The sequence below is a fragment of the Pedobacter cryophilus genome (assembly GCF_005116455.1).
Classification (GTDB): domain Bacteria; phylum Bacteroidota; class Bacteroidia; order Sphingobacteriales; family Sphingobacteriaceae; genus Pseudopedobacter; species Pseudopedobacter cryophilum.
In genome coordinates, this window is record NZ_SWBP01000002.1 from 442,179 (window position 1) to 467,363 (window position 25,185).

At 32.7% G+C, this 25,185-nt stretch carries 21 protein-coding genes; 9 read left to right on the plus strand and 12 right to left on the minus strand.

Going from position 1 to position 25,185, the window contains the following annotated elements:
• Window positions 1-446 precede the first annotated feature (446 nt).
• Window positions 447-1,931, plus strand: a complete 1,485-nt coding sequence (locus tag FA046_RS07170; RefSeq protein WP_136825704.1) for an FG-GAP repeat domain-containing protein — start codon at window positions 447-449, stop codon at window positions 1,929-1,931.
• A 90-nt stretch (window positions 1,932-2,021) separates the two neighbouring features.
• Window positions 2,022-2,945: a DUF58 domain-containing protein gene (locus tag FA046_RS07175; RefSeq protein ID WP_136825705.1), complete on the plus strand. Its 924-nt coding sequence runs from the start codon at window positions 2,022-2,024 to the stop codon at window positions 2,943-2,945.
• Between the two features lie 57 nt (window positions 2,946-3,002).
• On the opposite strand, the gene FA046_RS07180 is transcribed toward FA046_RS07175, so the two are convergent.
• The 6 genes from FA046_RS07180 to FA046_RS07205 all read right to left on the minus strand — a co-directional run bounded on the left by FA046_RS07180 (window position 3,003) and on the right by FA046_RS07205 (window position 7,817).
• Window positions 3,003-4,187 (minus strand): aspartate aminotransferase family protein, encoded by a 1,185-nt coding sequence (locus tag FA046_RS07180; RefSeq protein WP_136825706.1) that lies wholly within the window; start codon window positions 4,185-4,187, stop codon window positions 3,003-3,005.
• Between the two features lie 62 nt (window positions 4,188-4,249).
• Window positions 4,250-4,687, minus strand: a complete 438-nt coding sequence (locus FA046_RS07185) for a hypothetical protein (protein WP_136825707.1) — start codon at window positions 4,685-4,687, stop codon at window positions 4,250-4,252.
• Window positions 4,688-4,689: 2 nt separating this feature from the next.
• Window positions 4,690-5,313 (minus strand): hypothetical protein, encoded by a 624-nt coding sequence (locus tag FA046_RS07190; protein ID WP_136825708.1) that lies wholly within the window; start codon window positions 5,311-5,313, stop codon window positions 4,690-4,692.
• A 30-nt stretch (window positions 5,314-5,343) separates the two neighbouring features.
• Window positions 5,344-5,886 (minus strand): RNA polymerase sigma factor, encoded by a 543-nt coding sequence (locus tag FA046_RS07195; RefSeq protein ID WP_136826073.1) that lies wholly within the window; start codon window positions 5,884-5,886, stop codon window positions 5,344-5,346.
• A gap of 63 nt (window positions 5,887-5,949) precedes the next feature.
• On the minus strand, window positions 5,950-6,903 hold the full coding sequence (locus FA046_RS07200; RefSeq protein WP_136825709.1) for a transketolase family protein: 954 nt from the start codon (window positions 6,901-6,903) through the stop codon (window positions 5,950-5,952).
• Between the two features lie 68 nt (window positions 6,904-6,971).
• A complete protein-coding gene (locus FA046_RS07205) occupies window positions 6,972-7,817 on the minus strand; it encodes a transketolase (protein WP_136825710.1) in 846 nt (281 codons plus the stop codon).
• Between the two features lie 208 nt (window positions 7,818-8,025).
• Between FA046_RS07205 and FA046_RS07210 the strand changes: the two genes are divergently transcribed.
• The 4 genes from FA046_RS07210 to FA046_RS07225 are packed head-to-tail and all read left to right on the plus strand — an operon-like array spanning window position 8,026 to window position 13,013.
• Entirely contained in the window at window positions 8,026-8,793 is a 768-nt protein-coding gene (locus FA046_RS07210; protein WP_136825711.1) for a hypothetical protein, read from the plus strand.
• Between the two features lie 6 nt (window positions 8,794-8,799).
• Window positions 8,800-10,017, plus strand: coding sequence for a gliding motility-associated C-terminal domain-containing protein (locus tag FA046_RS07215; protein WP_136825712.1), 1,218 nt, complete (start codon window positions 8,800-8,802; stop codon window positions 10,015-10,017).
• A gap of 1 nt (window position 10,018) precedes the next feature.
• Window positions 10,019-10,996, plus strand: coding sequence for a PorP/SprF family type IX secretion system membrane protein (locus FA046_RS07220; RefSeq protein ID WP_225870893.1), 978 nt, complete (start codon window positions 10,019-10,021; stop codon window positions 10,994-10,996).
• 4 nt (window positions 10,997-11,000) lie between these two features.
• A complete protein-coding gene (locus tag FA046_RS07225) occupies window positions 11,001-13,013 on the plus strand; it encodes an OmpA family protein (protein WP_225870894.1) in 2,013 nt (670 codons plus the stop codon).
• Window positions 13,014-13,092: 79 nt separating this feature from the next.
• Here FA046_RS07225 and bcp read toward each other — a convergent pair whose 3' ends face one another.
• The 4 genes from bcp to FA046_RS07245 form a co-directional block, all read right to left on the minus strand.
• Window positions 13,093-13,551 (minus strand): thioredoxin-dependent thiol peroxidase, encoded by a 459-nt coding sequence (gene bcp, locus FA046_RS07230; protein WP_136825715.1) that lies wholly within the window; start codon window positions 13,549-13,551, stop codon window positions 13,093-13,095.
• Between the two features lie 3 nt (window positions 13,552-13,554).
• Window positions 13,555-15,276, minus strand: coding sequence for a M23 family metallopeptidase (locus tag FA046_RS07235; protein WP_136825716.1), 1,722 nt, complete (start codon window positions 15,274-15,276; stop codon window positions 13,555-13,557).
• Window positions 15,277-15,321: 45 nt separating this feature from the next.
• On the minus strand, window positions 15,322-15,933 hold the full coding sequence (locus tag FA046_RS07240) for a fumarylacetoacetate hydrolase family protein (protein ID WP_136825717.1): 612 nt from the start codon (window positions 15,931-15,933) through the stop codon (window positions 15,322-15,324).
• Window positions 15,934-16,006: 73 nt separating this feature from the next.
• Window positions 16,007-16,570, minus strand: a complete 564-nt coding sequence (locus FA046_RS07245) for a T9SS type A sorting domain-containing protein (protein ID WP_136825718.1) — start codon at window positions 16,568-16,570, stop codon at window positions 16,007-16,009.
• 191 nt (window positions 16,571-16,761) lie between these two features.
• Here FA046_RS07245 and FA046_RS07250 point away from each other — a divergent pair, with 191 nt between their 5' ends.
• A complete protein-coding gene (locus FA046_RS07250; RefSeq protein ID WP_205943615.1) occupies window positions 16,762-18,711 on the plus strand; it encodes a KUP/HAK/KT family potassium transporter in 1,950 nt (649 codons plus the stop codon).
• 97 nt (window positions 18,712-18,808) lie between these two features.
• Here the strand turns inward: FA046_RS07250 and FA046_RS07255 are convergent, their stop codons facing one another.
• Both FA046_RS07255 and FA046_RS07260 read right to left on the minus strand, forming a co-directional pair.
• On the minus strand, window positions 18,809-20,512 hold the full coding sequence (locus FA046_RS07255; RefSeq protein WP_136825720.1) for an APC family permease: 1,704 nt from the start codon (window positions 20,510-20,512) through the stop codon (window positions 18,809-18,811).
• A gap of 134 nt (window positions 20,513-20,646) precedes the next feature.
• Window positions 20,647-22,305 (minus strand): glucosamine inositolphosphorylceramide transferase family protein, encoded by a 1,659-nt coding sequence (locus FA046_RS07260; protein WP_136825721.1) that lies wholly within the window; start codon window positions 22,303-22,305, stop codon window positions 20,647-20,649.
• Between the two features lie 371 nt (window positions 22,306-22,676).
• On the opposite strand from FA046_RS07260, the gene FA046_RS07265 reads away from it, so the two are divergent.
• The gene (locus FA046_RS07265) at window positions 22,677-24,587 is read left to right on the plus strand and encodes a DNA topoisomerase IV subunit B (protein ID WP_136825722.1); all 1,911 of its coding nucleotides are present in this window, start codon (window positions 22,677-22,679) and stop codon (window positions 24,585-24,587) included.
• A 70-nt stretch (window positions 24,588-24,657) separates the two neighbouring features.
• Entirely contained in the window at window positions 24,658-25,146 is a 489-nt protein-coding gene (locus FA046_RS07270; RefSeq protein ID WP_136825723.1) for a cytidine deaminase, read from the plus strand.
• The last annotated feature ends 39 nt before the right edge of the window (window positions 25,147-25,185 follow it).

Here is a 25,185-nt window from a genome sequence, read left to right on the forward strand (position 1 = left end):
ATGCCTCAAATACCGAAACATGTGGATAACTATTAGGGGTGTTTTAGTGCGGTTTTTAATTTATTTTTTTTGAAAAGCAAATTTCTATTCACTTTATTAAGTTAAGTCTTGCTGTCTTTTACAAGTCTTTCTCTCCATTAAAAAAAAATGGGATTGCGGAATTTTTAATCCCATCATTTTATTTTACTTAAACCCTATTGTAGTTTAATTAATGATTAAACATGCTCAAATATAATTCTTAATTACTGATTAAAAATTATGGTCTGCCATTTGTCTTAGTAATAGTAGGAATATGTAACACAATTGCTGTAAGTACGTAAAAACCTTAAAAGCATTAAAATGAGAAAATTAGTTCAATTTGTTTGTAGAGTACATTACACTAAAAATGTAGAATTGGGTAATTATTTTCTCGTTTTTAAAAAATCATCTTTTTAAAATTTACCGATATGAAAAAATATATTTACTTAAAGCTCTTTATTTTATCAGTATTGTTTGCTGCTTGCAGTAAGGAACAATTACCAGGAGTATCTCCATACTCTCCAGAAAAGGAGTTAATAGAATTGAGCTTTTTAAAAGCTAACAATTCTAATTTAGACAAAGATTACAAAGCAATAATAGATGGAAAAGATATCAATATTGAAGTTCCAAAAGGAACTGATTTAACTAAATTGATACCAACTTTTAAAATTTCAGATAAAGCGACCTTAAAAATTGGTACTGCATTAATAGAAAGTGGTAAATCAGCAATAGATTTTTCCTATTCTCAAAGTTTTAAAGTAATTGCTCAAAACGAAACAACCAATGATTATTATTCAAATGTGTTGTTGGTGGGCTTACTTCCTAATTTAACTTTAAACAACAATAGTTCATACAGTTCTTATCTTAAAAATAACTTATATATAGACCTTTCATTTGCTATTCCAACAACTACACTTAACGAAGCTTATTTTGAAGATGCTTATAACGCAAGAGCTTATGGTGATTTTGATAAAGATGGAGATATAGACATTGTTGCTGTTGCAAGAAACGGAAAAGCAAATGCGGGTTTAGAGGTAGAATTTTTTAAAAACAACACTTTCCAATTCCAAAAAGATCAATCAGTTTTTACCGGTGGAGCACCAAAAATGGTGAGTGGTAGAAAAGCTATTGTTGGCGATTTTGATGGAAACGGTTGGTTAGATGTGGTTATAGCTGGTACTGGTTATGATGCAAATCCATATCCTGGCGAGGGCGTTAAAATTTTATTGAACACCAACGGAAAGTTTACTACTAAAGACTTAGGTGTAGGTATTGGTTATTTTGCCTCAGTTACATCTGGAGATATTGATAATGATGGGGATTTAGATCTTTTTGTTACCAATAACCAAAGCATTAGCAAGTTTTTGATAAATGATGGTAAAGGAACTTTTAAATATGATGCAGCAATGTATCCTAATACTTATTACAATAAAGGATATTTTTCATCAGAATTGTATGATATTAATAACGATGGTTATTTAGACTTAATTACCGGCGGACATGAACATAATAATGCAAACACTATCATATTATGGGGAAATGCAACAGGTAATTATTTAACTTCAAAAATGACTACCATTCCAAAAAACACAACTAATGGAGTGGTATTAGATTTTGATTTTTTAGATTACGATAAAGATGGTAAAACAGATATTTTAATTACTAGAACAGGTAGTGGAAACGCAGAAGCCGGTTATTACCAGGGATATTATTTGCAATTATTAAAAGGTAACGGAACTGCTTTTACAGATGTAACTTCTAGTAATTTGAAAAATAATGCTAACGCTAACGGCAGATGGGTAAACTGGATAAGAATTCAGGATGTGGATAATGATGGCGATTTAGATATTACTTCTGATGATAAGCTTTATGGTTTGGTTTGGTTAAATAATAATGGAGTTTTTTCAAAATAAGCGTTAACTTTAATTTGAAATTGAGAAAGCAGGATGATTATCATTCTGCTTTTTTTATGCAAGGCTAAATTTAAATTTATACTTTTAAAAATGGCAAACACCGAGAATAGTTTTTTAGAACTAGATGACTTTGGAAACTTAGAATGGTTGGCCCACCAAGTGGTGGAAGGCTTTATCACCGGATTACATAAAAGTCCATTTCACGGTTTTTCTGTCGAATTTGCCGAACATAGATTGTATAACGTTGGTGATTCTGTTAAAAATGTAGATTGGAAACTCTTTGCCCGATCTGATAAGCTTTTTGTAAAACGTTTTGAAGAAGAAACTAATTTGAGGTGTCAAATCCTTATCGACTGTTCTTCTTCTATGTATTATCCTGAAAAAGGACTTAATAAGTTTAAATTCTCGGCATTGGCCGCAGCCGCTTTAATCAATTTATTAAAAAGGCAAAGAGATGCTTTTGGGTTAACTCTTTTTGCTGAAACAATAGAGGTTCATACACAAGCAAAGTCTACATTATCTCATCAGAAATATATTTTAAATGAATTGGAGCAACATATTAAGTTAAATTCTGATTCAAAAAAGACCAATATTGTTGAAAATTTACATCTCATTGCCGAGCAAATTCACAAGCGATCTTTAGTAGTTATTTTTTCTGATTTATTGGAGAACTCCCTTTCTCAAAACTCTTCAGAAGAGTTGTTTGAAGCTTTACAGCATTTAAAATATAACAAACATGAAGTCATTATTTTTAATGTAAATGAGCTTAAACATGAGTTAAACTTTGATTTTGAAAATCGTCCTTATCATTTTATTGATAAAGAAACCAATGAGCAAATCAAATTAAATCCGGTTCAGTATAAAGAGGTTTATTTAGAAAGAATGGATAATTTTAAGAAAGAATTTGATCTTAAATGCGCTCAATATAAAATTGAACTGGTAAACGCCAGCATAGAAGAAGGTTTTTATCCTGTTTTAAATGCATGGTTAATTAAAAGAAATAGGATGGTTTAGTGTTAATGTTTGCTGTTAGAAATTTCATCTCGAAATAAAATTTCTAACACTTAAAGCTTAAGTATTAGAAATGGTATCTAATATCACTTTACAAGCAAATCTAATTTCTTCTTCTGTGATGATTAATGGAGGTGCAATTCGCATAGCATCATCACAATGCAAAAACCAATCGATAATCACACCTGCGTCTACACATTTCTTACTAATTTCTTCAACTTGGTTAAAATTATCTAACTGTATAGATAGCATTAAGCCCATTCCTCTCACTTCTTTTATTTTTGGATGAACTAATAGCGTTCTAAAAAGTTGTTCTTTTTCAAACACCTTATCCATTAATTTATCATCAAGAATGGTGTTTAAAGTGGCTAAACCAGCGGCACAACTTACTGGGTGTCCTCCAAATGTAGTGATATGGCCAAGAATTGGATTTTCTTTTAAAACATCCATCATTTCTTTAGAAGATATAAATGCGCCAATAGGCATGCCACCGCCCATTCCTTTGGCCAGTAATAAAATATCGGGAATGATATTGAAATGTTCAAAAGCAAATAATTTTCCCGTTCTGCCAAAACCAGTTTGAATTTCATCAAGAATCAAAACAGTTCCGGTTTCTGTACATTTTTGTCTTAAAGCGCTTAGGTAAGCCTGATGAGGAACCCTAACACCAGCTTCGCCTTGAATGGTTTCTAAAATTACAGCAGCCGTTTCTTGTGTAATCAGCTCTAAATCACTAAAATTATTTAGGTGAATAAATGTAATATCGGGTAAAAGTGGACGATAAGCTTGTTTGTAATATTCGTTACCCATTACACTTAATGCGCCATGTGTGCTTCCGTGATAGGCATGATGAAATGAAACGATGTTTGATCTGTTAGTGAATTTTTTTGCCAGTTTAAGCGCTCCTTCCGTAGCCTCTGTACCAGAATTTGTAAAATAGATAGAGGATAAAGAATCGGGTAAAACCGAGTTTAATTTTTGTGCAAATAAAACCTGTGGAGCCTGAATATATTCGCCGTAAACGGTAATGTGTAAATACTTATCGAGTTGGTTTTTAATAGCGTCAATTACATTTTTATGCCTATGCCCTAAATTACTTACGGCAAAGCCCGAAACAAGATCTAAATATTTTTTTTCTTGGGTATCATAAAGATAACAGCCTTCTGCTTTTTCAATTTCCAATAACCTTGGAAAATCTGAAGTTTGAGCGGTATTGAGTAGAAATAGTTGTTTGTGACTTAGCATTGTCACAAAGATAAAGCTTAATTACTAAAAAAGAATGAAGGGTTTAATAGATAAATAGATAGTTAGTTGCCATTTTCACCTCTATTTTTTAATTGTTTAATAAGTTCTTCTCTAAAATCTCTTTCGGCGGTGTATAAGCTTTTGATTTTTTCAGGAGAGATAATCTTACTAAATTCCTTACGATAACTTTTTTTGAGCTCCAGAATTTTTGTGTCATAGTAAAAATCATCATCAATCATTTGATCAGGATTATTAGCATTTTGAAGTCTGGCTTTTCTTTTTTGCTGAATAATTTGATTTTGATCTAGCTGAAATTGATTGTAAACAGGCCAAAATTTTTGTGATTCTTCTGGGGTAAGCTCTAATCTTCTGGTGATGAAGCCAATTTTTATAGCCTCTATTTGTTTTGCTCGTTTAACATTATTTGGTTGTGTTTGAGCAATTAAACTTGAAGATGTTAAGCTTATAAAAAATAATATAATGGTTAAAATACGTCGCATTTTTAATAGGTTGATTCTATGTAATTTTTAATTTCTTCGTCGGTTACCTGATTTTGATCTAAGGTGAAAATAGGTTGATCTTCTAAATTTTCTAAAATCAAAGGAACGTCAGTGGCATCGGTGTTTTGTTTTAAATAGGTTTCAATATCCTCATCAGAAACTTTAGAAAGTTGGTAATTGATGCTATTTGTACGCTGTACGTTAAAATAAATACCTAACGTGGTGGTCAATAAAATACAGGCAGCTGCAGCAAATCTTATCAAATTTAGCGTCAATATTTTTGCTTGCTTTTGCTTTTTTGTATTAGTGTTTAACTGCTTTTTTGAAATCTCAAAGTAATTAATTGGGGTTTTAAAACCAGCATCGTTTTTAGTGAATTCTTCTTTTTTATCTTCGAGAGCTATTTTTGAAAAGAGTTGGCTTTCAAAGTTCTCAAAATAGGAGTGAGGCGTTTTAAATGCGGAAGATTTTGAGGCTAAATTTTCTAAGCTAATTTGATTAATAATATTTTCTGATAAGTTTTCGAAATAGCCATCAGGCATGCTAAAAGAATTGCTTTTCTCTATCGAATTCAATAAAGGAGCATCTTTTTCCCAGTTCATGTTATCGTCCTCTTCTTTTTGCATATCTTATGGATACTTTTATTACTAAAAGGTTTAATCTGTTTTAAGTAAATGTTGTTCTATTTTTTTTACCGCTAAATGGTATGATGCTTTTAAAGCGCCAACGCTAGTGCCCAATACATCTGATATTTCTTGAAACTTCATGTCGTCAAAATACTTCATGTTAAAAACCAACTTTTGTTTTTCTGGTAAAGTTAAAATCGCTTTTTGTAGTTTCTTTTGTATGGCATCTCCGCTAAAATAATTTTCTTCATTTAGGCTTTGGCTCAACTGCTCAGATAAATCATCAATAGAAATATTATTTTTTGATCTCTTTTTATTTAAGAAGGTAATGCTTTCATTAGTGGCAATTCGGTATAACCAAGTGTAAAGTTGAGCGTCTTGTCTAAAATTGAGTAAGTTTTTCCAAACTTTAATAAACACATCTTGAACCAAATCATCAGCATCATCATGGTTAATCACAATTCGTCTGATATGCCAATAAACTTTTTGTTGATATTTATTAAGGAGTATAGAAAAAGCCTCATGCCGAGTTTTTTCATCTTCAAATTTCTGAAGGATCAAAGCGTCTTCTATAACCATTTTTAAATAAAAAAGCCGAAGGATTTACCTTCGGCTTAAGTAAAGGTATTTTTAAAATTATTTTCTTTTCATTACTTTTTTAACGGCAGCAACAATATTAGAACTGTCTAAACCGTATTTTTTCATTAATTCTGCTGGCGTTCCGCTTTCTCCAAAACTATCATTAACAGCAACAAATTCCATTGGAGTAGGTAGGTGAGTGGCCAATAATTGAGCAATACTTTCTCCCATTCCGCCGTATCTGTTGTGTTCTTCACAACTTACCACACAGCCTGTTTTTCTAACAGATTTTAAGACTGCTTCTTCATCTAAAGGTTTAATGGTGTGAATGTTTATTATTTCTACATCAATTCCTTCTTCGGCTAATATTTCTCCGGCTAAAATAGCTTCCCAAACTAAATGTCCGGTAGCAAAAATACTTACATCAGCACCTTCGTTTACCATCCAAGCTTTTCCAATTTCAAATTTTTGATCAGGAGCTGTAAAAATAGGTACTACGGGTCTTCCAAAACGTAGGTAAACAGGGCCTTCAAATTCTGCAATGGCTAAAGTTGCTGCTTTGGTTTGGTTATAATCACAAGGATTAATCACGGTCATTCCTGGTAACATCTTCATTAAACCAATATCTTCTAAAATTTGATGCGTTGCACCATCTTCGCCTAAAGTTAAACCTGCATGAGAAGCGCAAATTTTTACGTTTTTATCAGAATAAGCAACAGATTGGCGAATTTGATCATAAACTCTGCCTGTAGAAAAGTTAGCAAATGTTCCTGTAAAAGGAATTTTACCACCTATGGTTAAGCCGGCTGCAATTCCAATCATATTTGCTTCTGCAATACCTACTTGCACAAATCTATCTGGAAATTCTTTGATAAAATCGCCCATTTTTAACGAGCCAATCAAATCAGCACAAAGCGCAACAACCTGATCATTTTTTCTTCCAGCTTCTAACAAACCTGCTCCAAAACCAGAGCGAGTGTCTTTACTTTCTGTATATGTATATTTTTTCATTTTTTTATATTTTAGATAGCGGCATTCAATAGTGCTCCGCAGTTTTTCATCTTAATTTTTAATTGAAATTAGTAATCGCCATAGGTTTCTTCTAATTGGGTAAAAGCATCAGCTAACTGTTGTTCATTAGGAGCTATACCATGCCATTTATGAGAACCTTCCATAAAATCTACCCCTTTACCCATTTCTGTTTTCATTAAAATCATAATAGGTTTTCCGTTGCCAGTTTTGCTTTTTGCTTCTTCTAAAGCGGCAACTATTTTTTCCATATCATTACCTTCTGCATGCATCACTTCCCATCCAAAAGCTAAAAATTTGGCTTCTAAGCTTAAAAGATTTAAGATTTTGTCAGTTGGTCCGTCAATTTGTTGTCCGTTAACATCAATAGCACAAATTAAATTGTCAACTTTATTGTGTGGAGCAAACATAGCGGCTTCCCAATTTTGTCCTTCCTGCAATTCTCCATCTCCATGTAAAGTGAAAACTAAAGAATTATCATTATTCATTTTTTTAGCTAAAGCTGCTCCAATAGCTACAGACATTCCCTGACCTAAAGATCCAGAAGCTATTCTTATTCCTGGTAAATGCTCATGAGTGGTTGGGTGACCTTGTAATCTTGAATTTAATTTTCTGAATGTTTTAAGTTCAGCAATATCAAAGTATCCTGCTCTGGCAAGGGTACTGTAAAATACTGGTGATATATGACCATTAGATAGAAAAAAGAGATCTTCTCCAACACCGTTCATGTTAAATGAAGGATCATGCTTCATAATCTTGAAGTACAATGCAACTAAGTAATCGGTACAGCCTAAAGATCCTCCAGGATGTCCAGATTGACAGTCATAAACCATGCGTAAAATGTCTCTTCTTACTTGAGAAGCCATTCGCTTTAAATCAGAAATTTCTAGTGTCATAAATTGTTTGTTGTAATAAAGAACTCTAAATTAATTAAATAAGTTAAACTCACTAATTATAGAATCAATATAACATGTTAACAACACTATGTGGAAAACTTTTTTAATAAAATGATTTTATAACCATAATCTTTGTTTTGAGTTGAATGATTAATATTTTTGAAATTACAGAATGTTTATAACTCAACGTTAATAACTTTTAAAGCTTATGCAAAAAACTTTACAAAAGAATTTTTTCTGCCGTTTACAATCGATTTTTCTTAAATCTAGCCTGTTTTTAATTTTTCTTTTAGGTTTTAAAAACATAGCTCTAGCACAAACTACAGGTTCTGTAGGGATAGGTACAACCTTGCCTTATGCAAACGCTATTTTGGATATTACATCTACAGAAAAAGGATTGTTGATTCCTAGATTAACGGCAGCTCAGCGAGATGTATTAACTCCAAAATTAAATTTGGTAGCAAACGGATTGCTCATATATAATGTTACCACACTTCGATTTAATTATTGGAACGGCACACAATGGAATGATGTGGGTTTGGCAGGTGCTGCTGGTGCCAGAGGTGCTGACGGAACAGTTTGGTATGCTGGACAGGGTGTGCCTCCAAATAGTTTAGGTAAAGTAACAGACTTTTATTTGGATGCAATTACTGGAGATGTATATCAAAAAGATTTAACCAACATTTGGATTAGGTTTGGAGCTACCAACCCTGTAAATCTAAAAAATGCAAATAAAAGAGAAGTTGCCGGAGTTTTAATGACATCAGCTGCAGGAGCTTCTGTTAAGCAAAATTTTGCTTTTGCAGGTGCTCTAGTAGGGAATGCGGCTATTTGTTCTCCAAGTTTTGAATTGCCTGATGGGGTGATTATTTCTTATGCAAGAGTAATTGCGGCAGATGTTGTGGAAGTGAAATTTTATAACACAACAGGTGTTAATATCCCGGCAGGAAACTATCAAATAGCCATTATTAAATAATCTAGAATGAAATCTAATTCTACCTTTTATTCTTTATTAACTCTACTGATTTCAATGGTCAGTTCAACTGCCTTTGCGCAGTTTGTGAATAATGGCACAACTATCATCATTCAAAATAACACGACAGTTTTTGTAAACGGCGATTTTTCTAATATCAGTGGGTCAATTGTAAATTTAGGTAACCTCACTTTAACTGGTAATTGGTCAAATAATGATGTTCAAGGTGCTTTTAACATTGCCTCATCAGGAAATGTAAATTTCACAGGGCAAGACCAAACAATAGGAGGTACGCAACCTACTTTTTTCCCTGGTGTAGCTCTTTCTGGTACAGGTATAAAAAGGTTGTTAATTAATGCTACTGTTAATGGGGGGTTAAATTTAAACGATAGAGAGTTTGCTTTGGTTGATAAAAGTTTAGACTTTATCAATAAAAATGCAGCTGGTATTACTTTTACCACTGGTTTTGTGAGTACAGATTTAAGAGGAACATTGTATAGAAATACAAATTCTCAGTTAGACTATTTATTTCCGCTGGGTTCTAGAACTACTGGAAGTTTAAGATACAGACCAGTATTATTAAGGGCTAAAGATAATTTAGATAATTCTTTTGGAGTTACTTTTGTTAATAAAGATCCTTCTACTGAAGGCTTTGATAGAAACCAAAAGCGTTTTGATGTAAACGAAATTAATCCCGCATACTTCCATATTTTAGACCAGAAACAAGGAAGCAGTGCTGCTGATTTTAGCTTTTATTATGATAATCCTGGTGACGGGAATTTTAATCAATTAGTAAATTGGATTAGATTTAATCTTTGGGAAAAGGCAGGTATTTCTAACCCTCAGCCTTTTGCATCTGTAACTCATCCAGAATTAAATCAAATGATGACTTATTCATCAATACAAACCATTAGTTCATTACCAATGGCTTTGGCATCTATTACTTCAAATAACGACCCAATTACTTTCTTCAATAGTTTTACGCCTGATGGGGATGGGATAAATGATAGATGGGAAATAAAAAATATTGATCTTTTTCCTGATAATGATCTTACCATTTTAAACAGATGGGGAAGTGAGATTTTAAAGATAAAAGGCTACAACAACGGGAATGCCTGGGATGGTTTAGGATTAAACAATGGAACTTATTTCTACATTTTAAAAGTAAATGTGAATGGCGAATCTAAAGTATATAAGGGCTTTATTACACTACTAAGAAATAATTAGAATGAAGAAAACTATCATATTTTATTTCTTTCTATTAGCAAGTGTTTTTAACGCTAATGCTCAGCAAGATCCTCAGTACAGCCAGTATATGTTTAATACCTTGGTTATTAATCCTGCTTATGCAGGTTATAAAGAAGTGTTAAATGCCGGGGTTTTAAACCGAGATCAGTGGTTAAATATTGCCGGTGCACCAAAAACTCAATCTATTATTTTGGATGGAAGCTTTGGTAATGACGAAAAAATTGGCTTGGCTTTAAGTGTAGTAAATGATAAATTAGGTTTACAAGGTCAAACTACTGCTTATTTAAATTATGCTTATCGATTACAAGTTGGCGCTAATTCTCGTTTAGCCTTAGGTTTAGGTGTTGGAGTTGGGCAATATACTTTAAACGGAGGCGGAGCAACAACAGACGATCCAAACGACCCTAGTTTTTCTTACGGGAAATCTTCATTTATTGTGCCTGATGCCAGAGTTGGAGTTCATTACAGTAACGATAGATTTTACGCTGGTCTTTCTACCACAAATTTATTTTCTAGAGCGATAGACTATAGCAATGCAACTAAAAATATAGTAGCCAGGCAAGGAAGACATTTTTTCTTAACAGCGGGTTATTTAATTTATGTGAATGATTTTTTGAAGTTTAAACCTTCCTTTTTAATTAAAGAAGATACAAAAGGGCCAACCAATTTAGACATCAATAACTTTGTTCTTTTGGGAGAAAAAGTGTGGTTGGGCGCTTCATATAGAACATCTGTTAATTTATTAAATAAATCAGGGGTGGTTGGATCTATTAAATCTCCTGATGCAATTGTTGGTTTAGTAGAGCTATTTGCTGGTAAGGGATGGAGATTAGGATACGCTTATGATCATACAATTTCTTCTCTGCAAGGAAACGCAGGGGCAACTCATGAGCTTTCTGTAGGATATACTTTTGGAAGCAAAAGAGAAGTTAAAATACTTTCACCAAGATATTTTTAGAGCTATGAAAATTAAAAAACTTTTATTGTTAGTATTCTGCTCAGGAATTATCCTTTATTTTTTTCCTACTCGTTTGTTTTCTGATGATTTAGGAAAAGCTAATAAGTATTATGAAAAGTATGATTATCAGTATGCTATAGAGATCTATGAGCGGTTGTTAAATGAAAATCCTAAGTTAGAAATTGCCCAAAAACTGGCTAATTGCTACCGATTTGTTAATAATACAGTAGCCGCAGAAAAAGCTTATGCAACGGTTTTAACTTTCCCAGGCTTTGAACCCATCAATTACCTTTATTATGCCGATGCTTTAAAGCAGAATGCAAAATTTGAACAAGCCAAGCGTAATTATTTAATTTATGCTGAGCGTTTGCCAGAAAAAAGTGATGAAGCCGTTAAACTCGCTAATAGCTGTGATGCTGCAAGATTATGGTTAGAAAATCCAGATAGAAATATATTGGTCACTAATGAAGCTGATTTTAACTCCGAAAACTCTGATTTTTCTCCTGTGGCTTATAAAAATGGATTTTTATTTGTTTCAGACAGACAGTTTTTAAAACCTATTAAAGCTAATTCCAAAAAGGTTTATGGTTGGACAGGTAATCCTTATTTAAAACTTTACCAAGCGCAAAATACAAATGATACTTTAGACGGTAGCTTAAAGCTTTTTTTAATGCCCGAGCAAATTAACGATCAATATCATTCGGGTTCTGCTACATTAACAAAAGATGAAAACACCATTTACTTTACTAAAGCAGGTTTAGTTGGAGGTATAGAATACGGAAACACCAAAGACTTGGTGATGAAGAAGGCTATTTATTTTTCGGTAAAAGTTAATGGAGTTTGGTCTCCAGCCATTCCTTTTCCTTATAACAGCCCGTTAAATCACTCATTACAGCACCCAGCTTTAAGTCCTGATGGGAAAATTTTGTATTTCTCATCTGATATGCCAGGAACTTTAGGTGGTATGGATATTTTTTATTCAGAAAACACTGGTTCTGGATGGAGTAAGCCTGTAAATTGTGGTCCTACTATTAATACAAAGCAAGACGAAGTTTTTCCTTACATAAGAAAAGATGGGAAACTTTATTTTTCGTCAAGAGGACATATTACCATTGGTGGTTTAGATATATTTTCTTCAACAGGAGCTAAAAATACTTGGACAGATCCTGATAATTTAAAAGCCCCAATGAATTCTTCTAAAGATGATTTTGGCGTATTTTATTACCAAGATAATTTAACTGGGTTTATTTCCTCTAACAGAGCCGGTGGGAAAGGATCTGATGATATCTATAGGTTTAGTGAAGGACCAAAAGAGTTGTTTTTTGCAGTACAAGGCACAGTGGTAGAAAAGCAAACAGGAAACCCTTTAGAAGGCTTAAATATATTTTTGGTGAACAAAAAAACAGGAGAACAAAAAAGCGCAATATCTGCTGCCGATGGTTCTTTTAAATTTGATTTAAGTAAAGAAGCAGATTACATAGTAAGAGGCGATTTAGATAAGTATTTTAGTAAACAACAAGGCGAAATATCAACTAAGGGCGCTACAGAATCTACGGTTTACAACGTAAAATTTGAGGTAGAAAAAGGTGAAGAAGCCTTTTTGGTTAAGCTCAATAACATTTATTATGATTTTGATAAATTCAATATAAGAAAAGATGCAGAACCAGAGCTTTTAAAAGTATTAGATTTTATGAATTCTACGCCTAATGTAAATGTAGAAATGAGATCTCATACAGATGCCAGAGGAAAAGCAATTTACAATATGAAGCTTTCGGAGAATAGGGCACAATCGGCAAAAAAATATCTTTTAGATAAAGGTGGTGATCAAAAACGACTTACCGCAAAAGGATTTGGAGAAAGTCAATTGTTGAACAAATGTGCTGATGGCGTAAAATGTACTGATGAAGAGCATCAGTTTAATAGAAGAACAGAGTTTAAGGTTGTAAAGGTAGATCCGGTTATTTCTTATGTTCCTAACTTTTTTATCTATCCAAATTTCCCTTTTAAGCAATCATAAGAAACACAATAAACATATAGTTGATTAACCCAAAAAGGCGATGTAAATCGCCTTTTTTTTGTGTCTATTATTTTTGATTTTAAATGGCTTCTAAAAGTTGTTGAGAAGCATTTTTGGTATCTACTTTATTAATGATGGTGATAATTTTTCCGGTTTCATCAATCAAAAAAGTTTTTCTATCTGTACCCATGTATTTTTTGCCATACATACTTTTTTCTACCCAAACACCGTATTTCTCTACAATTTCTTTTTCAGTATCGGCAATTAAAGTAAATGGTAGCTCAAATTTAGCTTCAAATTTCTTGTGTGATTTTTCATCATCAGTACTTACTCCAATCACCTCAAATCCTTTACTGGTTAAAGACTGATAGTTGTCTCTAAAATCGCAAGCTTCGGTGGTACAGCCCGGCGTATTGTCTTTTGGATAGAAGTAAAGAATTACTTTTTTACCTGCAAAATCTGATAATGAAACAAATTCGCCATTTTGATTTTTTGCGGTGAATGATGGGGCTAAATCGCCTTCTTTTAATGCTGCCATATTTTATCTGTAAAAGTTAATAGAATAAGTTTTTTCGTTTTGCTTTCTATCGGTAACAACCAATTTAAAGGTATGTTTACCAAAACCTGTTTTTTCATCAAAGGTATGCCATAAATTTCCATTTCTAAGGTCATATTCCATTAAAACCCATTCTCCATCAATGTATCCGTTAAAACTTTCTATTCCCGCTAATTGATCAGATATTTTAAACAACATGTTTTTTTGTTGTGAAAGATTTGCGCCTTCTTTTACATTTATAGGTTTAATTGCTGGGGCAACGCTATCAATTCTAACATAAAAATTCCCAAAGGTTTTAGGTTTAGCTATAATAAATCCATTTTTTGCCTCTCCTCCTTGGCTACCACTTTCTGTATTTACAATCAGCATTTTATCGGCGTAAGCCAAAACATTACTGTCTATTTTAATGGCTAGTTCAAAAGCATCATGTATGGGTGTTAATTTGTTATGTATTTGATAAATTTTAGAAACACCATATATAGGTTTAGAGAGCGAAGCAAATTTAAAATCTAAATCATCATATAATATTCCTTTTGGCAAATTCACTTCTACTTCTCCGTTCTCAAATTGATGAGCAGTTTGATAGCTCATCAATTGCTTATTAGGTGAAGGCGTAATTTTTGATACCGCTGCCGGATTTGATTTAATTTTAAATTTTAATTCAGATTGATTCCCATTAATGTCTTTTACAATATATTGTACTTCATGTAAAGCATTGTCTGAGAGCTCTATTAAGCCATTGTTTTTAACGTTTGTATAAAATTTAACCTTGGTATTGGGCGCTACAAATCCTTTTTGAATCACTCTGCCCGAGGTTATTTTTGCAGGATAATCTATATAAGCGTTCACAGCTCGTCCAACTTCAAAAGCAAACTGATTAATAACAGATTCATAAATTACATTTCCATCTAATTTGATAGTGGTGGAGTACAAACCGTTACGATTACTGGTGCCGTCTTGTAGGTCATGGGCCATTATTCCGAAGCCAAACTCTCCGTTTACTGCTATTACAGGGACTTTATTTAAGGTATAAATGCCATTAGTCCCCACGGTTTGAAAATACTGCTTTGGTGTAAATTCATTAAAAGAATTATGGTTGGTTTTATAAATGTAAAATCCGTTGATAATAGGCTTTAAATGATCGCTTATTTGAAAGCCTAACGATAATGGATTAATGGTTTCTTCAGTTTTGGTGTTTCTTATTTCGAAATGTAGATGCGGACCCGCAGAACTGCCTGTATTACCAGACCAGGCTATAATATCTCCTTTTTTTACCGGTATTTCTATCGGCGTAAGCATAATATCTTGAGTAAATGATTTTGCCTTATATTGTATGCCTTTCATCATGGTTGCTATGCGAGGGTTAAATTTTTGCAAATGCCCATAAACGCTGCTCAATCCGTTAGGGTGATTGATATAAATTGCATTTCCATATCCACCAATTTGAACCCTCATTCTTGATACAAATCCATCTGCCACAGCATAAACAGGATAGCCTTCGCGTTGGTTGGTTTTAATATCTATACCTGCGTGAAAATGATTTGATCTAATTTCACCAAAGGAGCCTGCAAGCAATAACTTAATATTTAATGGATTGATGAAATAATCAGCGGGGATGCTTTGCTGTGTGATTTCCTGAGCTTTTGTGTTTATAAACAGGGTAAATAAAATGGAAAGAAAGAGGATGTTTTTTTTTATTTTAATCATTAATATAAGGCTAAGGCCGATGAATTTTAGAATGTTATTCTAATTTTATTTTATTTCGAAATTTAAAAGTTCATGATGAGCTAAATAACCTTTAAGCTTGTCGCCGATTTTAATTTTACCTACACCAGCCGGTGTACCGGTGAAAATTAAATCTCCTTTTTTTAACGTGAAGAATTGAGAAGCATAGGCAATGATTTGATCAAAATTAAAAATCATATCAGCGGTATTTCCTTCTTGTTTTAGTTCTTCATTCATTAATAGTTTGAAATTTAAATTCATGATATCTTCAAACTCACTTTTGGCTATAAACTCACTAATAGGTGCCGAATGGTCGAATGCTTTTGCTATTTCCCAAGGCAAACCTTTTGCTTTTTGCTCTGCTTGCAAATCACGAGCCGTAAAATCTATACCTAAGCCTATTTCTTCGTAATATTTGTGTGCAAACTTTTCTTTAATGAATTTTCCTTCTTTGCAAATTTTTAAAACTACTTCAATTTCATGATGAATATCATTAGAGAAACTGGGATGGTAAAATGGTTTATTTCCTTTTAAAACGGCAGTATCAGGTTTTAAAAACAAAACTGGTTTTTCTGGTACAGGGTTGTTTAGCTCTTTGGCGTGTTCGCTGTAGTTTCTACCTATGGCAATAATTTTCATGTCGAATAATTTTTGTGAAAATAAAAAAGCCCTAATGAATAATCACTAGGGCTCCTGTATTTTTATTGTTTCTTTATAAAACTGATATTCTTTTGATAATAGAATCAGACCCTGCAATTACTCTTACAAAATAAAAGCCGCTATTTAATTTAGAATCTAAATAAAACGTGTTAGATTGATCTCCAGCACTTAATTTTTGAGATAATAAAACAATTACCTCATTACCTAAAACGTCTAAAACTTTAATAGTTACTAAACCTTCTTTTTTTAAGGTGTATGATAAATTGAGTTGATCTGAAACCGGATTAGGATAAATTTTAACATTATCTATTGGCTTTAAAGTTTCTAGAGCAACGTTAGATATATTTTTTACTGGCGTTTTTGAAGTGTAATTTTTATTTACAGCAGACAATCCTGTTTTTAGAGAAGTCATTTTGTACATAAAAGAATCAAAATCTGTAGGGAAAACAGCGTTAAATACTGGTCTGTTAGGCCTGTTATCTTTAAACTTTAAAGTAGATTTAGCTGGAATAGAATCTTTAGAGAAAAAATCATCAGCAAATAAAGGAAATGTTGATGCAAGAAACACAACAATTAAGATTCCAATAACTGATATTTTTTTGTACTTATTATCCATTCTACTACTTTAAACAAAAGTATAAATAAAAAAACTAAAATTTCTAGGCTGTAAAATTTATTGTTCTAATTTAACAAAATTTAACAGCTTTAACCACATTAATCTATTGGCTAAAAGTTTTACGTTATTTAAGGTAATAGGGTTGTGTTTATTAATATTTGATTTACTTTTGCAATCTTAATTTCTTGAATGTGTCTAGTCAAAATAATTTAAATAAATTAACTGCCGCAGGTGTTCTTATAAGTTTAGGAATTATTTACGGAGACATAGGTACCTCGCCTCTTTATGTTTTTAAGGCTATAATTGGTGATCATGTCATATCTAAAGATTTAATTTTAGGTGGGCTAAGCTGTATTTTTTGGACACTTACCCTCCAAACCACCATTAAATATGTTTTAATTACGCTAAAAGCTGATAATAAAGGTGAGGGAGGCATCTTTTCTCTATACTCTTTAGTAAAAAGAAAGGCTAAATGGTTAATCATTCCAGCAATAATTGGTGGTTGTGCCTTACTGGCTGATGGAATTATTACACCGCCTATTACCATATCAGCAGCTATTGAGGGATTAGAAATCTTCTATCCTGATTTGCAAACCATCCCTATTGTCATCATCATTATTTCTATTTTATTTATTATCCAGCAGTTTGGAACTTCTTTAGTGGGCAAAGCTTTTGGGCCAATTATGTTTATTTGGTTTACCATGATGGGCGTTTTAGGTGTAAGTTACATTTTGCAAAACCCATTTATTTTAAAAGCAGTTAATCCTTATTATGCGTTTCACTTATTAACAGCAAACCCTGGTGCTTTAAGCATTTTGGGTGCTGTATTTTTGTGTACTACTGGGGCCGAAGCTTTATATTCTGATTTAGGACATTGTGGTAGAAAAAATATTAGAATAAGCTGGATTTACGTAAAAAGTTGCTTGCTACTTAATTACTTTGGGCAAGGAGTTTATTTGTGGAATATTCAAAACGAGATGTTAGATGGCCGCAATCCATTCTACAGAATGATGCCAGATTGGTTTTTGATATTTGGTATTAGTATAGCTACAGCGGCGGCAGTTATTGCCAGTCAGGCTTTAATATCTGGTTCATTTACTCTAATATCCGAAGCGGTAAGATTAAATATTTGGCCAAAAGTAAAAATCAATTATCCATCAAATGAGAAAGGACAACTGTATGTGCCAAGCATGAATTGGTTACTTTGGGTAGGTTGTATTGTAGTGGTATTGTATTTTCAAAGGTCAGAAAATATGGAGGCTGCATACGGATTATCTATCACTATTGCCATGTTAATGACCACTATTTTGGTATCTGTTTATCTTAAAAAGAGAAAATATCCAAACTATTTAATTGCCATATTTATTATTGTTTATGGAGCTATTGAAAGTGTATTTTTTGCAGGTAATATTGTAAAGTTCTTACACGGTGGTTGGTTTACAGTTTTATTAGGGTTCATTTTGTTTTCTGTAATGTGGTCTTGGTATACCGCTAGAAAAATCAAAAATAGGTATCTAAAATTTGTAGAGATTGAACAGTACTACGATATTATTAAGGAATTAAGTGAAGATGAAAGTGTTCCTAAATACGCTTCGCAGTTAGTTTATTTAACTAGTGCAAATTTTTCTTCAGAAATAGAATCAAAAATCATTTACTCTATACTTCAAAAGAAGCCAAAAAGAGCAGATGTTTATTGGTTGGTACACGTTGATGTAGTGGATGAGCCTTACAGATGTGATTATAAAATAGACCCTTTAATAGAAGGAAAGCTGATAAGAATTGATTTTAAATTAGGTTTTAGAATTGAGCAAAAGATTAGTGTACTTTTTAGAAAAGTTGTGGAAGATTTAGTGCAGAATAATGAAGTAGATATTACCAGTCGTTATGCCTCATTGAATAAACACAATATTGTAGGCGATTTTAGATTTGTGGTATTAGAGAAAATACTTTCAGGATCTAGTAATTTGTCTTTTTGGGAGAAAATAACTTTAGACTTTTACGTTATACTAAAACACTTTAGTTTGTCTGAAGAAAAAGGCTTTGGTTTAGACTTAAGTTTTGTGACTTTAGAAAAGGTTCCTTTAATGGTAACAGATAATGAAAAAGTTGTTTTAACCAGAATTGAAGCTCAAAAGCAATAAAGTTATTTCTTATCCATATAAAAATAAAACCCCAAATCTTACTCAAGATTTGGGGTTTTTTATGGAGTTAATATTGTGATTTCTAAATTAGAAACTGTTATGTTTCTTGATTAAGCTTACTATTTTTATAGCTGTAGCCGAAGTAAATAATTAACCCTAAACCTAACCAAATTAAAAATCTTAGCCAATTGGTATAGCCTAATTCTGTCATTAAATAAGCACAGCTCAATAAACCTAAAACTGGTATTAATGAAAGGTTTTTAAGTACAGAAAGAACAGTGATAGCTATAAAAAGGATGAAAAATAAGTACAAAGGCAAACGGTGTTTAATAACTTCCCAACCTCCACTAAAATTAAATAGATCTAAAATAGGCTGATAAAAGAAAATTAATATAGAAATAAAGATTACTGGGACAATGAATTTCCCATTAATGTAAGGCATTCTAAAGCGTTTCTTACCATCGTTAATTTGATCATCAGGTGGTAAGAGTAACACACCGGCACACACCAAAACAAAAGCAAATAAAGTCCCAATACTTGTTAAATCGGTTACCTCGGTTAAGTTCATAAACAAGGCTGGTATAGCTACTACAAAACCTGTAACAATAGTTGCAAACGAAGGTGTTTTGTATTTGGGATGTATTCTAGAAAAAGCTTTTGGTAATAATCCATCACGACTCATGCTCATCCAAATACGAGGCTGGCCCATCTGAAAAATTAATAAAACACTGGCTGTTGCAATTACCGCACTAATAGAAATCACATAACTAATGTTGTTTAAGCCTACTCTTTCAAAAACGAAAGCTAATGGATCTGCAACTTGTAATTCACTATAATTAACCATTCCGGTTAAAACCAAGGAAACCAAAATATATAATACAGTACATATTATCAATGAATAAATCATTCCTCTTGGTAAGTCTTTTTGAGGATTTTTACATTCTTCTGCTGTGGTAGAAATAGCATCAAAACCTATATAAGCAAAGAAAACACCCGAAACTCCTTTCATCATTCCAGAAAAACCATTAGGCAAAAATGGATGCCAGTTTGCTGGTGTTACATAGAAAAAACCTATTACTATAACAGCAATTACTACCAATACTTTAAGAATTACCATTGCATTGGTGGCTTTTTTAGTTTCCTTAATCCCAATGTAAACTAAAGCAGTAATTAAGAAAACAATTAAAAGTGCTGGTAAATCAGCTATGATTTTTAAGCCTCCAACAGAAGGAGCGGTAGTCCAAGCGTTTGCCGCAGACTGAACATTAGAACTAATTCCTTCTAATGAACCACCAGAGGCTATAATTTGTTGATTGCCTTTATACGCCGACATGTAGTCCATGGTGAGGTATGTGGGTATATTGATATTAAAACCTTTTAATAAGTTGACAAAATAACCACTCCAAGAAATTGCTACCGCGATGTTTCCAATAGCATATTCCATTAACAAATCCCAACCAATAATCCATGCAATAAGTTCTCCAAACGAGGCATACGCATAAGTATATGCACTACCCGCAACCGGAATTCTTGATGCAAATTCTGCATAACATAAGGCCGAAAAACCACAAGTGATAGCCGTTAATACAAATAAGATACTTACACCAGGCCCACCGTTAAAAGAGGCTGAACCAATGGTAGAAAAAATTCCTGCCCCAATAACGGCAGCAATTCCCATAAAAGTAAGGTCTTTTACAGTTAAGACTTTGTTAAGTTTAGCATGTTCGCCATCGCCATAACCGTCTTTACTGTCTTGTAATATTTTAGAGATTGATTTTTTTCTGAATAAACTTTTCTGCATATCAATTTTATCAGTTTGATGAACTCTCAAACTTAAAAATTATTTAGAGATATTTTTTCAAAACCGATATTCTTTCTTATTTAAAATAGAATTGGTTTTTTTGAGATGCTTTTTTTGAATTGTTAAAAACATGATTATTTCCTTCGCCTCATTAAAGCGTCTATTACCGTTAAATGATCAACCGAGTTTATAGTGTGTGTAGATTTTAAATGATGATCCCAATTTGGAAATATCTCATCTACGGTATTCTCTTCGTAATGTTTTTCAGTAAGTTGTACAACATGGTTAATTTTCATGGCGTAGCCATAATGTTTAGACCCATTTTGTGATGGACGATAAAGCTTGTTTTTAAACATGAAAAAATTGCCAGCCGGTCTGGATTGTTTGATATCGGATATGATTGGGTTTTGTGGATGACTTGTCCATTTGTTACTTACTAACTTATCTGATGAATATAAGAATAGTTCATCTAGCGAAGAGGTTCCGGTGCCTCTAGTGATGTTACAAAACAACCAATATTTGTTGTCTTTAAAAAGAATAGTAGAATCAACTGCTCTCACATTATCCATTAAAGTCATCTCTAATTCCCATTTATGAGGGAATTGGGCGCATTTGTACAACTCAATCGAATTATTTTGCTTAGTCTCTGGAATCATGTAAAGTTCGCCATTGTCTTCTATCAAATAAGGATAAGATAAGTGATAATCTTTTTCCAACACTTTTACCGGGTCTTTGTAATTTCCCTGTTCATCCATTTCTATAAAAGAAATAAAACCTTTGTTTTGCGAATAAATTAATTCTTCAATGAAAATGTAATATTTGCCATCTCTTTTAATAATATGTGGATCGGCCCAAAATTTATTTTTTGGAGGTAATATTTTTTTGAAATCAGAAAACGATGAGGAGGCAGTTTGAGAAGGATTCAGTTTGAATAAAAGTATCCATTGGTTAAAATAAAAAGTCTCTTGAATCTTATTTTTTATTTTTTTGAAAAGTAGTTTTGATCCAAAATACAGCATCTCTGTATTAGACGGAGTTGCATAAGGCTTTTTAGAGTAAAATTGAGGATGTAGGTTTAAAGTTTCAGTTCGCTTAAAAAACTCTTCTTCGCCAATTTTGTAAAGCTCTTCAATTTTTAAAGGCAATAAAGAAAGTGCTTTCCAGTAGTAATTATTCTTGTTTCTATTGATGCTTAAACTATCGGATGAAGAGTTTAATTTTTTTATAATAATGCCTTCATGATGGTTTTCTGTTAGAATTTTTAATATTACTCCCGTTTCTTTCCAGTTTTGTAAAACATCCCACATCCCATCCTTGCAGCCTAAATTCACTTCGTGATCTCCATGATGAAGTGACCAAATTCCATAGCGGGCTGCTTTAAGTATATTTCCGCTTAGTGTTTTAAAACTTAGGTTAATTAAAATATCAAGGTTGGTGTTTTTTATTTTTTCAATTTCGTACTCACTAATTTGATTGCTAAATTTTGTTTGAGTGAGATTAATCTCAATTTCATCTACAGATAAAAGATTTTTAATATCTTTTGGTTCAAAGGCATCAGGGCTAAACTTGTTTAATACTTTGTCTAATTTACAAACTAAAGTAAACAGGCTACTTTTATAGTAAGTAGTAATTTTCTTAATAAAACTTTTGTTATTGACCTCTTGTGTTTTGTTTTTTATGACTAAAACGATCTTACAATTTGAGCTGAAATGTATAATTTCTAACATTTTATAAGACCAAGCTGGAATTGTCGAATCATCAATGATGACCCCAATTTGAAGGTTTTCTTTCATCTTTAGTTTTTCTAGGTATTAATTTTTAAATGATACAACTTTGGTAGAAGATATATTGAAAAATAGATAATACTAAGTTAAAATAAATGCCTAAAAATTACAAGTTTTATAATTGTGTTTTTAGAAATTTGCTAAAATATGCACACTTAAATCTAGCATTAGAAAACTAACCAAATTGATTTAAAAGATTAGCTATTAATAAGCCTTGATTATAATGTTGGAGCTTTGACTCCTTTTACCTAGCTTTTTTAAAAATTAACGTTTAAATGTTGAAATCTTGTACTTGCCCAATTTGCGTAATATTTTAGCTTTGTAAAGGTTGATGATGATATTATTAAATCAAAATCGTTTTCTCAAATCTGAAATTGATAATGGCTGAACAAAATGTAAATTATAGTGAAGATAGTATCCGTTCTCTGGATTGGAAAGAGCATATCAGGCTTCGCCCTGGTATGTATATTGGGAAATTAGGAGATGGTTCTGCTTTTGATGATGGGGTTTATGTGCTGTTGAAAGAGATTATGGATAACTCTATTGATGAGTTTGTGATGGGAGCGGGGCGCATTATTGATATTACGGTAAGTGATCATAAGGTTTCTATTCGTGATTATGGACGAGGTATTCCATTAGGAAAAGTAATTGATTGCGTTTCTAAAATTAATACCGGTGGGAAGTATGATTCTAAAGCTTTTCAAAAATCGGTAGGTTTAAATGGAGTGGGAACTAAGGCGGTAAATGCTTTGTCTGGAAGTTTTGTTGTTCAATCTTATCGTGATAACAAAAGTAAAAAAGCTGAATTTGAAAAAGGCGAATTGGTAAATGATCAGCCAGAATTTGATACCACACAGCGCAACGGAACAGCAGTAACTTTTATTCCTGATGAAAGTATTTTTAGGAATTTTAGATACATCCCCGAGTTTATTGAGAACATGATTTGGAATTATGTTTTTTTGAATGCTGGCTTAACCATCAATTTTAATGGCCAGAAATTCTTTTCAGAACGTGGTTTATTTGATTTATTAACCAGAAATACAGATGCTGAAGCCAACCGTTACCCAATTATTCATTTAAAAGGAGAAGATATTGAAATTGCCATGACGCATGGGCAGCAATACGGTGAGGAATATTATTCTTTTGTAAACGGGCAGCATACTACGCAAGGAGGTACGCATCAACAAGCTTTTAGAGAAGCAGTGGTGAAAACCATTAGAGAATATTATAAAAAAGAATACGATGCATCGGATATAAGAGCTTCCATAGTTGCGGCAATTTCTGTGAGGGTGCAGGAGCCGGTTTTCGAATCGCAAACTAAAACCAAACTGGGTTCTTTAAACATTGGTCCGGATGGGCCAACGGTAAGAACTTTTGTAAATGATTTTGTGAAGAAAGAATTGGATGATTATTTGCACAAACATCCAGAAACTGCCGATGCTTTAATGAAGCGTATTCTTCAATCAGAAAGAGAAAGAAAAGATATTGCCGGCATTAAAAAATTAGCAAATGAACGAGCTAAAAAAGCCAGTTTACATAACCGTAAGTTGAGAGATTGTAAGTGGCATTTAGATGATGAGAAACTATCAGAAGAAGATCGTAAAAAAACTACTTTGTTTATTACCGAGGGAGATTCGGCTTCTGGATCTATCACCAAAGCCCGTCAGGTAAAAACTCAGGCTGTTTTTAGTTTAAAAGGAAAACCATTGAACGCTTATGGTTTAACTAAGAAAGTGGTGTATGAAAATGAGGAGTTTAATCTTTTACAACATGCTTTAAATATTGAAGACGGATTAGACAATTTACGATATAATAATATTGTGGTAGCTACCGATGCGGATGTGGATGGAATGCACATTCGTTTATTACTGATGACTTTCTTTTTGCAGTTTTTCCCCGATTTGGTGAAGACTGGGCATGTTTTTATTTTACAAACGCCTTTGTTTAGGGTGAGAAATAAAAAGGAAACCATTTATTGCTACAGCGATCAGGAACGTGTTTTAGCTATTGATAAATTAGGTGCAAAGCCAGAAATCACTCGATTTAAAGGTTTAGGAGAGATATCTCCCGATGAATTTGAAAATTTTATTGGAGAAGATATCAGATTAGATCCTGTGATTCTGTCTGGAGATACAAAAATTAAAAATTTGTTAGAATACTACATGGGTAAAAACACCATGGATAGGCAACAACATATTGTGCAAAATTTAAGGGTAGAAAAAGACGAAGCTGAGATTATTGCTGATGCAAAATTAGCTGCTTTGGAGGCTTTAGAAAACTCTGCAGCTTAAAACGAAAGCTCAAAGCTTAATTTGATTTAAAATGGTTGAATTTGTTAATAGAATTTAAAGTAATTTATCATTGGTAAAAAAGGAAATCAGCATTGCTTTTGAAGATTTTGGAAGCCTTGAAGAATTGAACAGTTCTGATCAGGAACTTTGTAAAGAAGCAGTAAAAGCATTAGCTAATTCGCACTCTCCATATTCTAATTTTAAAGTCGGAGCGGCCGTACGTTTAGCCAGTGGAAAAATTGTGTATGGCAGTAATCAAGAAAATGTAGCTTATCCTTCTGGTTTATGTGCAGAACGAGTTGCGCTTTTTGCAATAGGAGCCAATTATCCTGATGATCAAATAGTTTCCATAGCTATTACAGCACAAACCAATGAGTTTGAATTATTAAAACCCACAACACCCTGCGGATCTTGTTTACAAGTAATGGCAGAATATGAGATGAAACAAGAACATCATTTTGAGGTATTGTTATATTGTATTGATGGCGCAATATGGAAAACGAAGGGGGTGAGTAGCTTTCTGCCTTTTATGTTTTTTGAAGAGAGGTTGAGGGGATAGTTAACTACTGTGTTTTTTAATGCACAATCGACAATTAAT

What these genes read in the sequence shown, in the direction of transcription:
- FA046_RS07170 (WP_136825704.1), top strand. Translation starts at nt 447, where the DNA reads ATGAAAAAATATATTTACTTAAAGCTCTTTATTTTATCAGTATTGTTT.
- FA046_RS07175 (WP_136825705.1), top strand. Translation starts at nt 2,022, where the DNA reads ATGGCAAACACCGAGAATAGTTTTTTAGAACTAGATGACTTTGGAAAC.
- FA046_RS07180 (WP_136825706.1), bottom strand. Translation starts at nt 4,187, where the DNA reads ATGCTAAGTCACAAACAACTATTTCTACTCAATACCGCTCAAACTTCA.
- FA046_RS07185 (WP_136825707.1), bottom strand. Translation starts at nt 4,687, where the DNA reads ATGCGACGTATTTTAACCATTATATTATTTTTTATAAGCTTAACATCT.
- FA046_RS07190 (WP_136825708.1), bottom strand. Translation starts at nt 5,313, where the DNA reads ATGCAAAAAGAAGAGGACGATAACATGAACTGGGAAAAAGATGCTCCT.
- FA046_RS07200 (WP_136825709.1), bottom strand. Translation starts at nt 6,903, where the DNA reads ATGAAAAAATATACATATACAGAAAGTAAAGACACTCGCTCTGGTTTT.
- FA046_RS07205 (WP_136825710.1), bottom strand. Translation starts at nt 7,817, where the DNA reads ATGACACTAGAAATTTCTGATTTAAAGCGAATGGCTTCTCAAGTAAGA.
- FA046_RS07210 (WP_136825711.1), top strand. Translation starts at nt 8,026, where the DNA reads ATGCAAAAAACTTTACAAAAGAATTTTTTCTGCCGTTTACAATCGATT.
- FA046_RS07215 (WP_136825712.1), top strand. Translation starts at nt 8,800, where the DNA reads ATGAAATCTAATTCTACCTTTTATTCTTTATTAACTCTACTGATTTCA.
- FA046_RS07220 (WP_225870893.1), top strand. Translation starts at nt 10,019, where the DNA reads ATGAAGAAAACTATCATATTTTATTTCTTTCTATTAGCAAGTGTTTTT.
- FA046_RS07225 (WP_225870894.1), top strand. Translation starts at nt 11,001, where the DNA reads ATGAAAATTAAAAAACTTTTATTGTTAGTATTCTGCTCAGGAATTATC.
- bcp (WP_136825715.1), bottom strand. Translation starts at nt 13,551, where the DNA reads ATGGCAGCATTAAAAGAAGGCGATTTAGCCCCATCATTCACCGCAAAA.
- FA046_RS07235 (WP_136825716.1), bottom strand. Translation starts at nt 15,276, where the DNA reads ATGATTAAAATAAAAAAAAACATCCTCTTTCTTTCCATTTTATTTACC.
- FA046_RS07240 (WP_136825717.1), bottom strand. Translation starts at nt 15,933, where the DNA reads ATGAAAATTATTGCCATAGGTAGAAACTACAGCGAACACGCCAAAGAG.
- FA046_RS07245 (WP_136825718.1), bottom strand. Translation starts at nt 16,570, where the DNA reads ATGGATAATAAGTACAAAAAAATATCAGTTATTGGAATCTTAATTGTT.
- FA046_RS07255 (WP_136825720.1), bottom strand. Translation starts at nt 20,512, where the DNA reads ATGCAGAAAAGTTTATTCAGAAAAAAATCAATCTCTAAAATATTACAA.
- FA046_RS07260 (WP_136825721.1), bottom strand. Translation starts at nt 22,305, where the DNA reads ATGAAAGAAAACCTTCAAATTGGGGTCATCATTGATGATTCGACAATT.
- FA046_RS07265 (WP_136825722.1), top strand. Translation starts at nt 22,677, where the DNA reads ATGGCTGAACAAAATGTAAATTATAGTGAAGATAGTATCCGTTCTCTG.